The sequence below is a fragment of the Nocardia higoensis NBRC 100133 genome (genome assembly GCF_000308595.1).
Taxonomy (GTDB): Bacteria; Actinomycetota; Actinomycetes; order Mycobacteriales; family Mycobacteriaceae; genus Nocardia; species Nocardia higoensis.
The window spans coordinates 1-12,158 of record NZ_BAGA01000072.1; the positions used below are offsets into that span (position 1 = coordinate 1).

Annotated in this window: 12 protein-coding genes; 7 read left to right on the top strand and 5 right to left on the bottom strand. The window is 68.0% G+C overall.

Going from position 1 to position 12,158, the window contains the following annotated elements:
* Positions 1–221: 221 nt before the first annotated feature.
* The 5 genes from ON26_RS10505 to ON26_RS10525 form a co-directional block, all read right to left on the bottom strand.
* Positions 222–1,076: a mycofactocin-coupled SDR family oxidoreductase gene (locus ON26_RS10505; RefSeq protein ID WP_040795871.1), complete on the bottom strand. Its 855-nt coding sequence runs from the start codon at positions 1,074–1,076 to the stop codon at positions 222–224.
* A gap of 43 nt (positions 1,077–1,119) precedes the next feature.
* A complete protein-coding gene (locus ON26_RS10510; RefSeq protein ID WP_040795872.1) occupies positions 1,120–2,331 on the bottom strand; it encodes a thiolase family protein in 1,212 nt (403 codons plus the stop codon).
* Positions 2,328–2,747, bottom strand: a complete 420-nt coding sequence (locus ON26_RS10515) for a Zn-ribbon domain-containing OB-fold protein (protein WP_040795873.1) — start codon at positions 2,745–2,747, stop codon at positions 2,328–2,330. Before ON26_RS10515 ends, ON26_RS10510 begins: the two co-directional genes overlap by 4 nt.
* A 13-nt stretch (positions 2,748–2,760) precedes the next feature.
* The gene (locus tag ON26_RS10520; protein ID WP_040795874.1) at positions 2,761–4,326 is read right to left on the bottom strand and encodes an AMP-binding protein; all 1,566 of its coding nucleotides are present in this window, start codon (positions 4,324–4,326) and stop codon (positions 2,761–2,763) included.
* Positions 4,327–4,555: 229 nt separating this feature from the next.
* Complete coding sequence (locus ON26_RS10525; RefSeq protein ID WP_245545804.1) at positions 4,556–5,377, bottom strand: enoyl-CoA hydratase/isomerase family protein; 822 nt, start codon at positions 5,375–5,377, stop codon at positions 4,556–4,558.
* A gap of 114 nt (positions 5,378–5,491) precedes the next feature.
* Between ON26_RS10525 and ON26_RS10530 the strand changes: the two genes are divergently transcribed.
* Genes ON26_RS10530 through ON26_RS10560 form a run of 7 tightly spaced genes read left to right on the top strand, consistent with a single transcriptional unit; the run spans position 5,492 to position 12,158 of the window.
* Positions 5,492–6,397, top strand: a complete 906-nt coding sequence (locus tag ON26_RS10530; RefSeq protein WP_040795875.1) for an SDR family oxidoreductase — start codon at positions 5,492–5,494, stop codon at positions 6,395–6,397.
* Between the two features lies 1 nt (position 6,398).
* Positions 6,399–6,974 carry an FAS1-like dehydratase domain-containing protein gene (locus ON26_RS10535; protein ID WP_051026916.1) on the top strand — a complete coding sequence of 192 codons (576 nt, stop codon included), beginning with the start codon at positions 6,399–6,401 and terminating at the stop codon, positions 6,972–6,974.
* Entirely contained in the window at positions 6,971–7,396 is a 426-nt protein-coding gene (locus tag ON26_RS10540; RefSeq protein WP_040795876.1) for a MaoC family dehydratase, read from the top strand. The genes ON26_RS10535 and ON26_RS10540 overlap by 4 nt, the downstream gene beginning before the upstream one ends.
* Before the next feature lie 7 nt (positions 7,397–7,403).
* A complete protein-coding gene (locus ON26_RS10545) occupies positions 7,404–8,636 on the top strand; it encodes a cytochrome P450 family protein (protein ID WP_040795877.1) in 1,233 nt (410 codons plus the stop codon).
* Between the two features lies 1 nt (position 8,637).
* A complete protein-coding gene (locus ON26_RS10550) occupies positions 8,638–9,915 on the top strand; it encodes an FAS1-like dehydratase domain-containing protein (protein WP_040795878.1) in 1,278 nt (425 codons plus the stop codon).
* Positions 9,908–10,762, top strand: a complete 855-nt coding sequence (locus ON26_RS10555) for an enoyl-CoA hydratase/isomerase family protein (protein ID WP_040795944.1) — start codon at positions 9,908–9,910, stop codon at positions 10,760–10,762. Before ON26_RS10550 ends, ON26_RS10555 begins: the two co-directional genes overlap by 8 nt.
* Positions 10,763–10,790: 28 nt before the next feature.
* Positions 10,791–12,158 (top strand): phosphotransferase family protein, encoded by a 1,368-nt coding sequence (locus ON26_RS10560; protein WP_051026917.1) that lies wholly within the window; start codon positions 10,791–10,793, stop codon positions 12,156–12,158.

Below are 12,158 nucleotides of genomic sequence, written 5' to 3' on the forward strand. Positions count from 1 at the left end.
AGTTGTCCGCCGTACATCCCGCGCCTGTCGGTGGCGCTCGCCGCGGTGGTCATGAAGACGTTGTCCGAGACCCGCACGAGATCCAGCGCTTCGGCGATGCACGTGGGGATCGGTCGGTCCGGGGACGCCGTCGCCTCGGTCATGATTCCGCCGACCCGTCGGCGGCGGCGACCCTGGTGCCCATGTGTCTTCTCCAGTCGGTGTGTGCGCAATCGTGCGGATCAGATATTCGGCAGGGCCTTGGCGATGGCTCCCGCGTCGATCTTCAGTTGCTGGCCGGTGACGTAGCGCGATTCGTCGGAGGCGAAGTACACGACGGCATGGCTCACGTCCGCCGGATCGACCCACGGCACAGGGATCGCGTGCATGGCGGGGAAGGCGAGCGCCGCGTCGTCGCGGGTCGGATCGGGCAGATCGGGCCGGAACATCCGGTACATGCTCGCGTTGTGCAGCATGTCGGTGTCGACGTTCGACGGGTGGATGGCGTTGACCCGGATGCCGCGTGCCGCGAGTTGCACCGAGAGATCGCGAACCAGTTGGGCGATGGCGCGTTTGGAGTGGCCGTAGCCCGCGCCGCCGGGGCCCGCCGCCGGCTTGTCGACCGCGCCCGCCATGAGTCCGGCCACGGACCCGATGGCGATGAGCGAGGCCCCGTCGCCGAGGTAGGGATAGGCGGCGGCGAAGGTGTTGATCGTGCCGGTCGAGTTGACGTCGACGACATCGAGGAAGGTCTGGGGTGGATTGTCACCGATCGGGCAGATGCCCGCGTTGGCGACGACGACGTCGAGATGACCGAGTTCGGCGACGCCCTCGGCCAGGACGGCGTCCACTGCCCTTCGATCGCGGACATCCGCGGCGCGCAGTACGGCGCGGCGGCCGAGATCCTCGATCAGCCGCGCGGTCTCGTCGAGATCGTCCTGCGTGGCGAGCGGGTAGGTGAGATTGTCGATGGGACCGGGCACGTCGATGCCGATGATCTCGGCGCCCTCCGTGGCCAGTCGTAGCGCGTGGCTTCGGCCCTGCCCGCGTCCGACGCCGGTGATGAACGCGACCTTGTCCCGAAGGCGGCCTGTCATGGGTACTCCTCTGTTCGACCACCGGCCACGGCCGGCAGGAAAGTCAGCTGGTTGCGGCGGCTCGCTCCAGAATGTGGATGCCGCACGCCGATCCGAGGCCGATCACATGCGCGAGCCCCACCTTGGCGCCCGCGATCTGCCGCTCACCGGCCTCGCCGCGCAGGTGGTGGCACACCTCCCAGACATTGGCGATGCCGGTCGCCGCGATCGGATGGCCCTTCGACTGGAGCCCGCCGGAGACATTGACCGGGGTGGCGCCGTCGCGCCAGGTGGCGCCGGAGAGGAAGAGGTCGACCGCGTTGCCCGGTGCGCAGAGGCCGAGGTTGTCGTAATGGACGAGTTCGGCGGTGGCGAAGCAGTCGTGCAGTTCGACCAGATCCAGATCGGCGGGGTCGACGCCGGCGATCTCGTAGGCGCGAGCGGCGGCATTGCGGGTGAGGGTGTTGACGTCGGGCAGCACCTGGCACGCCTCCTCCCACGGATCGGTGGTGAGCACCGAGGCGGAGATCTTCACCGCGCGCCTGCGCTGCTCGGCCGACAGCGTCGCGAGCACCGAATCGCTCACCAGCACCGCGGCCGCCGCGCCGTCGCAGTTCGCCGAGCACATCGGCCGGGTGTTGGGATACGCGATCATGACATCGCTCATGATCTGTTCCAGCGACATACGCTTCGTATAGGCGGCCAGCGGATTCAGGGTGGAATGCGCGTGGTTCTTCTCGCTGATCCCGGCGAACAGTTCCAGCGGTACGCCGGCGTAGGACTGCTCGTGCAGATATTCCATACCGATCTGCGCGAATACCCCCGGCATCGACTCGGTGCCGATACGCCCCTCCAATGCCGCGACCGCACCGAACCGGCCGCGCGGCGTCCACGTCTTCCCGCTGTCCTTCTCGGCCCTGCTGCCGAGCAGGCCCGCACCGGCGAGCTTCTCCACGCCGACCGCCAGACCGTAGTCGGCTTCACCGGCCTTGATCGCCATGATGGCGGTGCGCAGCGCCGTCGCGCCGGTGGCGCACGCGTTGGCGACGTTGTAGACCGGGATGCCGGTCTGCCCGACCTGTTTCTGCAGCGCCTGGCCGAATCCGAGAGCGCCGAGCAGGTTGCCCGCGGCCAGCACGTCGATCTCGTCCATGGTGATGCCCGCGTCGGCGAGCGCGCCGAGCGTCGCTTCGGCGCCGAGGTCGACGGTGTCCTTGTCCGGATGCTTGCCGAACTTCGTCATGTGGATCCCGAGAATCCAGACCGCTTCGGTCATCGGCTCGCTCCGTTCGCGGTGATCTCGTCGGGCTCGAACCCGAAGCCGATGGCTTCGACGCCCTCGTCGTCGGTGCCGAGACTGTAGGTGGCCAGCCGCAGCGGCATGCCGAGGCGGATATTGCCGGGGGTCGCCTCGACATTGATCACATTGGCGCGCACCGAGACTCCGTCACAGTCCACGACGCCCGCCACGAAGGGCACCGGGACGCCGGGTGCGGAGAAGGAGACGATGGTGAAGGTCTTCAACGTCCCGGTGCGTGACACCGCACGTGGGCTGAACGACGTGGCGAAACAGCCGGCGCAGGCGTTGCGGTGGTCGAAGTAGTGCGCACCGCAGTTGTCGCACTCCTGTGCGGTCAATCGGGGCTTGTCGTCGAGGATCAGATAGTCGACGATCGGGATGCGGGATGACACGACGAGTGACCTCCTAGACGTTTCGGCCACTGTCGGCCCAGTACTTGTCGCGGATGACGCGCTTGAGCAACTTGCCCGTCTCGGTGCGCGGCAGGGCGTCGGCGAATTCGATGGTGCGCGGGCACTTGTATCCGGCCAGCCGCTCGCGGCTGTAGGCGATCAGTTCGGAACCGAGCTCGTGCGACGGGGGGAATCCCTCGACCGGTTCCACCACCGCCTTCACCTGTTCGCCCCATTCGGGGTCGGGTACGCCGAAGACCGCGACGTCGCCCACCGCGGGATGGGCCGAGAGGACACCTTCGATCTCGGCGGGATAGATATTGACGCCACCGCTGATGATCATGTCCTTGGCGCGGTCGCAGATGAACAGATAGCCGTCGTCGTCGAGGTAGCCGATATCGCCGATGGTGAACGCCGCGCCGCGCCGGACCGATCGGGTGAGTTCGGGGTCGCCCCGGTATTCGAATCCGGGTCCGCCCGCGGGTTCCAGGTACACGTGACCGATCTCGCCCGCGGGCAGATCATGACCCTCGTCGTCGAGGATGCGGACGGACATGCCGCGGATCGCGCGCCCGACCGTGCCCGGCTTCTCCAGCCAGCGATGCGGCTTGGCGATGGTCGCCGCGCCTTCCATGCCGCCGTAGGTCTCCCACAGCACCGGGCCCCACCAGTCGAACATCTCCTTCTTCACCTGGACCGGGCACGGTGCGGCGGAATGAACCACCGAGGACAGGCTGTCGAGGCGGTAGCGGGCGCGTACCTCCTCGGGCAGCCGCAGCATGCGGACGAACTGGGTGGGCACCATATACGCCGTGGTGACCGAATACCGGTCGATCAGCGCGAGGGTGCGCTCGGCATCGAACCGCCCGGTGATCGCCAGTGCCTGACCGACATTGAGCGCACCGAGGTAGAAGCCCTGGCAGCCGCCGTGATGCATGCCCGTCGAGACGAGGTGCACACCTTCCAGCGGCAGGAAACCGAACGCGCGACCGAACGAACTCATCGCGTCGGCCGCGACCGACGGCTCCGTCTTCGGCACCGCGCGCACGATTCCCTTGGGCTTGCCGGTGGTGCCCGAGGAGTATCGGATCGGGCCGCCGAGGCTGCGCTCGGCGGGTTCGTCGGCCGGCTGACCTGCGCACAGTTCGTCCTGGGTCTCGAAGCCCGGCGTCGCCTGCCCCACGGTGATCCGCAGGACGACGGTGCCGAGGGTATCCAAGTCGCCGAGCCGGTCCGCGTAGTCGGGGTGGGTGACCACGACCTTCGCGCCGGAATGTCGCAGGATCGAGTGGAACTCCGGCTCCGACAGCGACGGGTTGAGCGAGAGGTAGCGCACGCCGATCTCGCTGGTGGCCAGCGGCCAGAGAACCGCGTCGACATCGTTGGGCAGGACGTAGGCCACGATGTCGCCCGCGCCGATGCCGCGCGCGCGCAGGCCGTGGGCCAGGCGATGCGCCGCGGCCGCGAGTTCTCCGAAGGTCGGTGTCCGGCCGCTGGGCGAGTGGACGATCGCGGGCAGGTCCGGGTGGTCTTCCGCGATCCACCACACCCCGAGGCGTCGATCCCATGGATGCTGCACGAGACAGCCCCCTTTCGGGAAATCAGTTAACTGTTTCAAAAGTACACTGATTCAACTGAATCGGGTAGATCGGTGGTGGTTCTCGGTGGACGCGACGGCTTCGAGACGGCGCTGCATCCGGTACCTGGCCACGGCCGTGTCGCCTGCCGCGAGCGCCGCGCCGATCGCGCGATGCGCCGTGTGTGCAACTCGGTTCGGCCGGCGGTGGGGCGACGCGGGGTCGCTGTCATCAGCGGTAGTTCGGGGGTGCGTTCCGTCGTGGCCGGGCGCGCCGCTCCTCGACCGGTGCGTTGCCGATGTGGGTGTAGGCCATGCCGTTCTGGAGGGCGGTCGACCTGGTCATGTCCAGTGACTCCCAGATCGCACGGACGGTGCCCTGGATCGCGATCGGATCGCGCTGCGCGATGGCCGCGGCGATCGTGTGCGCGCGGCTGTGCAACTGCTCGCGTTCGACGACTTCGGTCACCAGTCCCAGGCGCAGGGCGGTCTGGGCGGTGATCCGTTCCTCGGAACCCATCAGTGCCCAGCGGAGCACGTCGCCGAGGGGGACGTTGCGTTTCAGCATGCCGATCGGTTCGAGCGCGGAGACGATGCCGCCGTTGGCGTGTGGATCGAAGAACTCGGCATCGGGCGAGCAGATGATGATGTCGGATTCGTTCAGGAAGTACTGCGCGCCGCCTGCCGCCATACCGTGCACCGCGGTGATCACCGGCTTCCAGCAGCGATGGTGCAGTTTGGGGGAGAGCGTGACACCGGGATCGAAGGTGTTCCAGACGTTCGATTTGACGAACCAGCTCGTGCCCGCCTTGATGTCGGCGCCGGTGCTGAAGGCTCTGTCGCCGTTCGCGCGGAGTACGACGGCGTGGATGTGGTCGGTGTCGCGAATCGTCTGCCATGCCCAGGAAATCTCCTCGGCGCTGCGATCGGTGAACGAGTTCAGTGCCTCCGGGCGATTCAGCGCGATGGTCGCGACGTGATCCTCGCCGACGTCGAATTCTATTGTCTCCAGGGTCATTCGGTCGTCCGGCGCGGCGTTCTCTTCGGTGCTCATCGGAGCGTCTCGTCGTCGTGGTGCGATAGCGCGGGGGTGGCGTGAATCATAAGAATGAGTTTACTATATCGAAGTCGTAGGGGGACCGACTGTGCCGACCCGGGGAGTGAAGATATGGGAAGTCTCGAGGGCAGGGTGGCGGTCGTCACCGGCGCCGGACGGGGTCTCGGGCGAGAACACGCCCTGCTGTACGCCGCCGAAGGCGCCAAGGTGGTCGTCAACGATCTCGGCGGTGCGATCGACGGTTCGGGCAAAGATGTCACCGCCGCCGAAACCGTGGTCGAGGAGATCCAGGCGCTGGGCGGCGAAGCCGTGGCCAATCACGACGACGTCGCCTCGTGGGAGGGCGCCGGGCGTCTGATCGACACCGCGACAGAGCATTTCGGCGATCTGCACGTGCTGGTCAACAACGCGGGCATCCTGCGCGACCGCACCCTGGTCAATATGAGCGAGCAGGAGTGGGACGCGGTCGTCCACGTCCACCTCAAGGGGCACTTCTGCCCGCTGCGTCATGCCGCCGCGTACTGGCGCGATCAAGCCAAAGCGGGCAGCACCGCCGAGCGTTCGGTGATCAACACCTCGTCGACCTCGGGGCTGTTCGGTCAGCCGGGCCAAACCAATTACGGCGCTGCCAAATCCGGTATCGCGATGATGTCGATGATCGCGGCGGGGGAGCTCTCGCGCTATCACGTGCGGGTCAACGCCATCGCGCCCGCGGCGCTCACCCGGCTCACCGCGGGCTTGCCCGGCGTGCCCGATCCGGGCAAGGGCGAGGAGGTCGGCGCCATGGATCCGGCGAATGTCTCGCCGTTCGTGGCCTATCTCGGCACCGAGGAATGCCCGATCACCGGGCGGGTCTTCTTCGTGATGGGTAATAAGGTGCAGTTGTTCCATCCGTGGGCCATCGCCGACAAGATCGAGAAGGCGGGCCCGGACCGTTGGACGGTCGCCGAACTGGCAGCCGAGGCCGGCCGGCTGGCGACGGTGCCGTTCGAACTGAATCACCCGATGCGGGGCTGAGATGGCGGTCCGACGTTTCCCCATCGAGGGCGGTCACGTCCTGATGTTCGCCCGCGCGATCGGCGAGGCCGATGCGCTGTACTCCGACGAGCGAGCTGCGCTCGACGGACTTGCCGGAGTAGCGGTGCCGCCCACCTTCGTCCAGTGCAGCGCGCAGTTCGATCCGGACTTCCCGCTCCGGCCACAGCCGGGCCGGCCGTGGTTCGGCTCGGGCCCGAGCGGATCGACCGCGGGCGCCTCCGGTGGGAGGGGCGAGCGCGGCTCCAGCGCTTCCGCTCCCGAGGGCGACACCGACTCCGCCGATAGAAGCGACAATCCCTCCGGCGGTAGTGCGCTGCACGCCGAACAGCGCTTCGACTACCTCCGCCCGGTGCGGGTCGGCGATGTCCTGTCCGCGACCCAGCGGGCCGGACGGACCTGGGAGAAGGAAGGCAGGCGCGGCGGAAAGCTGGTGTTCACCGAGTCGATCACCGAATACCGCGACGCGGCAGGGGAGTTGGTGGTCACCGCCACCGCGGTGGCGGTACGGACCCGAGCCGTTCCGGCGCGCTCGAGCGGATCGGAGGACCGGTCGTGAGCAGTTCGACCGTGACCGGAATACGGGTCGGTGAAAGTCTCGAGCTGACGCTCGTGGAGGACCTCACCCGGACCAGGATCGTCCAATATGCCGGAGCCTCCGGCGATTACAACCCGCTGCACACCGACGAGTCGTTCGCCCGCGAGGCAGCGGGCGTCCCGACCGTCTTCGCGCACGGCATGCTCACGATGGGCATGACCGGCCGGGTGGTGACCGAGCGGTTCGGCACCGAGAACCTTCTCGGCTACTCCGCCCGGTTCGTCGCCCAGGTGTGGCCGGGCGACACGCTGCGCGCCCGTGCCACCGTCGAAGAGATCACCGGCGACCAGGCGAGGCTGAGCCTTGTCACCACGAATCAGCGTGACGAGACCGTGCTCACCGGCACGGCCGTCGTTCGTATCGCCCACCGACGCGAAGGATGAGACCGAGATGTCGACAGCGGTGGAGACCATGGAGTTCACCAACCTCGCCGACGGGGTCATGTTCGGCAACCCCTATCCGCGATACGAATATCTGCGCAAGCACGCGCCGCTCTCGCGGGTCAAGGCCCCGAGGATGGTACCGGGCATCGGCTACATGCTGACCAGGTACGACGACGTCATGACCCTGCACAGCGACCCGAGGTTCTCCTCGGACGCGCTCGCCCACGGCGGCTTGGCGAAGTACTCCTGGCTGGTTCCCCCGACCCTGAAGCTGCTGACCCAGACCATGCCGTTCAAGGACGACCCCGACCACAAGCGCCTGCGCACGCTCGTCCACAAGGCGTTCACCCCCAAGCTGGTCGCGGGCATGGCCGACGCCGTGACCCGCATCGCCGAGGAACTCGCCGACGAACTCGCCGCCGAGCGTGAGGTGGATCTGGTGAGCGACTACGCGGTGCGGCTGCCGCTGTCGGTGATCGCCACGATGCTCGGGGTCGGCGCGGCCGACCGCGATCGCTTCCACACCTGGTCCCATCGGATCTCCGCGACCGGTGGCAACGACATCGTCCGCCTGGTGAAGACGATGGGCACGAGTCGCAAACTGCTCGCCTTTTTCCAGTACCTCGTGGACGAACGGCGCGCCGCCCCCGACGAGGGCCTCATCTCGGCGCTGGTCGAGGCGCGCGACGAAGACGACAAGCTCGGCGACCGTGAGGTTCTCGGCATGGTCTTCCTGCTGCTGCTGGCCGGTCACGACACCAGTTCCAACCTGATCAGCTCGAGCGTGCTGGCCTTGCTGGACAATCCCGACCAACTGGCGCTGCTGCGCGAGACGCCCGACCTGATCGACAGCGGCGTCGAGGAATTGCTGCGATACACCAGCCCGGTGGCATGCGGTGCGACCCGCTTCGCCACCGAGGATGTGGAGATCGCGGGATCGGTGATCCCCGCGGGCGCCCCGGTGCTCGGCATGATCATCTCGGCCGATCGGGACGAGTCCGCCTTCCACGAGCCCGACACGCTGGACCTGACCAGGAAGCCGAACAAGCACCTCGCGTTCGCCTTCGGCTCGCACTACTGCCTGGGACATCCGCTCGCGCGGCTCGAGGGGCGCATCGCCCTGCGCACCCTGCTGGAGCGCTTCCCGAACATCGAGGCGACCACGCCGCGTTCCTCGCTGCGCTACAAACCGACGCCGTCCCTGCGCGGACTGCTGTCGTTTCCGGTGCGGGTGAGCTGACATGAGCGGATCTGTCGACGCGCCACAGGAATTCGACTATGCCATCAGAGACGAGGACATCGAGCGCGCCCGCCTGCTGGTCGGCCTGGACGCGCCGACCGGGATCGACGAGTACTACCGCACCGCCACCGCGGACGGCATCCGCAATTTCGCGCGCGGGTACGGTGACGACAATCCGCTGTTCGCCGACCCGGAATACGGCAGAGCCACACGGTGGGGCAGTCAGATCGCGCCGCCGATGATCCCGATCGCCATGTGCCGCAAGACGCTCGGTGATCCGCTCCCGGAGGACCTCCGGCGAGCCACCAAGGGGCTGTTCTCCGGTGTGCACCTGTTCGTCTCCGGCCAGGACACCGAATGGTTTCGTCCGGTGTACCCCGGCGACGAGCTGTACGCCTTCGGCGGGCTGGAATCGATCGAGGAGAAGCGCAGCGATTTCGCCGGTCGCTCGATCATCCGGGTGAACCGCTCGGTGCGGGTCAACCAGCGCGGCGAGGTGGTCGCGATTCTGCGCACCATTCTGATCGCCACCGAGCGCAAGAAGTCGCGTGAACGCGGCAAGTACATGAACATCGAGCCCGCCATTTACACCCCCGAGCAGATCGCCGAGATCGACGAGATCTACGCGGCGGAGCGGCCGCGCGGCGCGCAACCCCGGTATTTCGAGGATGTGCGGCCCGGCGACGAATTGCCGAAGATGGCGAAGGGGCCGCTCACCCTGACCGACATCATCTCCTTCCACGCGGGCGGGTACGGTTTCGCGCCCTACGGCATCGGCGCGGCGCGGATCGGGTACCGCAACCGGCAGCGGGTGCCGAAGTTCTACATCCCCAACGCCGCCGGGATCCCGGATGTCGCCCAGCGTCTGCACTGGGAGAACGAGTGGTCGCAGTCGATCGGCAATCCGATGGCCTACGACTACGGCGTCACCAGGGAATGCTGGCTGACCCACTACCTCACCGACTGGATGGGCGACGACGGGTGGCTGGTGCGCCAGCACGACGAGATGCGCCGATTCAACTACATCGGCGACACCCACATCATCACCGGCACGGTGGTGGGCAAGCGCGTCGAGCACGGAAATTGTCTGGTGGACATCGACTTCCGCGCGACGAACCAGCGTGGCGAGGTCACCGCCCCCGCCACCGCGACCGTCGCGCTGCCCAGCCGTGAACTCGGTCCGGTTCTGCTGCCGAAGCCGGAGCCCGGGCTCGAACGCAAGGCGGTGGCGATGATGGCGCGCCACCGTGAGCTCGCGGCGGAGCGATCGGATGGGTGAGGCAACCGCCGGCCCGGCCACCGACGCAGGCGTCACCGTCCGCACCGGAACAGATCTCGTCACCGCGCGGATCGTCGACGGGGTCGGCGTGGTGACGCTGAATCGGCCGCGGCGTCGCAACGCCTTGCATCCGGAGATGTTCGACGGCGTGCCCGTGGCGCTGGAGCGTTTCGCCACCGATCCCGAGGTCGGCTGTGTGCTGATCACCGGTGCGGGCTCGGCGTTCTGCGCGGGCGGCGATGTGCGCGACGGCCGGGCCCGCCGCGCCGCGGAGGTGGATCCGCCTCCGTCGGTGGCGCAGCGCAGTGCCGCGCTCACCGAGGATGCGCGCATGGTCCGGCTGCTGCACGAGTTCCCGAAGATCACCCTCGCCGCTCTGCCCGGCCCCGCCGTGGGGGCCGGAATCGGCATCGCCTTGTCGACGGATCTGCGGATCGCAGGCCGGTCGGCGGCGCTGATCCCGGGGTGGGGCAAGCTCGCCCTGTCCGGGGATTTCGGCGGAACCTGGTTCCTGTCCCGGCTGGTCGGTCCGTCCAGGGCGCTCGAGATTCTGCTCGACGGCTCGCCGGTCGGCGCGGAAGCCGCGAGGACACTGGGCTTGTTCAACCGGGTGGTCGAGGATGCCGAGCTGTCCGCGGCCGCGCTGGACTGGGCCCGCGAGCTCGCCGCCGGGCCGCGTCTCGCCTGGGCGCGGATCAAAGCCAATGTCGCGCAGGCGCAGTACCTCTCATTGGCCGAGGCGCTGCCGCTGGAAAGCGAGCGGATGGTCCGCTCCGGTGCGACCGCCGAGCACAAGGACGCGGTGCGGGCCTGGCTCGCCGCCGCCGCGGTGAAGAAACCGCGATGACCCCACGCCGAGAGATCGAGTGCCGAGCATGACCGACGCCGAGAACATCCCGACCGACCTGCGCGCCTGGATCACGGCGGTGACCGGGGCCGAGACCATCACGCTGCGGCGCGTCACCGGCGGGGCGAGCCGGGAAGCCTGGTTCGTCGACGCGGATCCCGGCACGACACCACTGTTCCTGCGCTACGACCGGCGAAAACCGCGCCCGGGCAGTGCGTTCCACACGCTGCAGGTGGAGGCGGAGATCCTCTCGGCACTGCATGCCGAGGGCGTGGCCGTGCCGCGGGTGATCGCGGTCCACCCCGAGCAGCAGGCCGTGCTGATGGAGCGTGTCGGCGGCGCCACCTGGTTCCGCCTCATCCGGGACGAGGCCGAACAGGTCGGCGTCGCCAAGGATTTCATCGAGAAGCTGGCCGCGATGCACCGCATCGATCCTCGCGAACTCGATATCCCTTCCCTGGGCGAGGTGCGCACCGTCGGTGAACACGTGCGCGAGGAGATCGCCGCGATGCGGGCCAGGGTGGCCCGCAGGAAGGCTCCCGCGCCACTGCTGAGCTTCTGCCTGGACTGGCTCGAACGCCATGTGCCCGACTACGACGGGCCGGTCGTGCTCGTGCAGGGCGACACCGGCCCGGGCAATTTCCTGTACGAGAACGGCAAGGTCACCGCGATCGTCGATATGGAGCTCGCCCACTACGGCGATCCGATGGACGACATCGCCTGGCTGTCGCTGCGGACGGTGCAGGACACCTTCACCCACTTCCCGTCCAGGCTGGCCGAATACGAGCGGCTCTCCGGCCACCGGATCGACACCGACCGGATCTGGTACTACCGGCTGCTCGCGGAGACCCGTCTGGCCACCCAGAACACCGCGAGCATCGACGCGCGTGTCGCGCCGACGCCGGGCTCACCCGACGCGGGCACCACGATGATCTACGCGATGCTGCATCGCAGGCTGCTGGTCGAGGCCCTGGCACAGGTGGTCGGCATCGAGACCGAACGGCTCGCCATCGATCCCGCCGTGGCGGAATCTCCCTATGCCACCAGCTTCGACGCCACCCTCGGCATTCTCGAGCATGTCGTCGGGCGCGAGGGCGATCCGCTGGCCGCGTTGTGGACCAAAGGCGCGGCCCGGCTGGTGAAATTCCTACGCGAGGTCGACCGATGCGGCGCGGTACTCGACGCACAGGAGCGTGCCGAGTGCGCGAAACTGCTCGGCGAGGAGCCGGCGACCATCGACGAGGGGCGTGCGGCACTCGGGCGTCTGGTGCAGAGCGGGGAACTCGACGAACACGACTATGTCGCCCAGATGTGGCGGTGCTTCCAACGCGACGACTACCTGATGCGCACCGCCTCCGGCGCGCTCTATCACCGCACCTGGCCGGACCTGACCTGA

Bases quoted from the DNA above. Each gene is read 5' to 3' on its own strand.
- ON26_RS10505 (WP_040795871.1), bottom strand. From the start codon at position 1,076: ATGACAGGCCGCCTTCGGGACAAGGTCGCGTTCATCACCGGCGTCGGA.
- ON26_RS10510 (WP_040795872.1), bottom strand. From the start codon at position 2,331: ATGACCGAAGCGGTCTGGATTCTCGGGATCCACATGACGAAGTTCGGC.
- ON26_RS10525 (WP_245545804.1), bottom strand. From the start codon at position 5,377: ATGAGCACCGAAGAGAACGCCGCGCCGGACGACCGAATGACCCTGGAG.
- ON26_RS10530 (WP_040795875.1), top strand. From the start codon at position 5,492: ATGGGAAGTCTCGAGGGCAGGGTGGCGGTCGTCACCGGCGCCGGACGG.
- ON26_RS10535 (WP_051026916.1), top strand. From the start codon at position 6,399: ATGGCGGTCCGACGTTTCCCCATCGAGGGCGGTCACGTCCTGATGTTC.
- ON26_RS10545 (WP_040795877.1), top strand. From the start codon at position 7,404: ATGTCGACAGCGGTGGAGACCATGGAGTTCACCAACCTCGCCGACGGG.
- ON26_RS10550 (WP_040795878.1), top strand. From the start codon at position 8,638: ATGAGCGGATCTGTCGACGCGCCACAGGAATTCGACTATGCCATCAGA.
- ON26_RS10555 (WP_040795944.1), top strand. From the start codon at position 9,908: ATGGGTGAGGCAACCGCCGGCCCGGCCACCGACGCAGGCGTCACCGTC.
- ON26_RS10560 (WP_051026917.1), top strand. From the start codon at position 10,791: ATGACCGACGCCGAGAACATCCCGACCGACCTGCGCGCCTGGATCACG.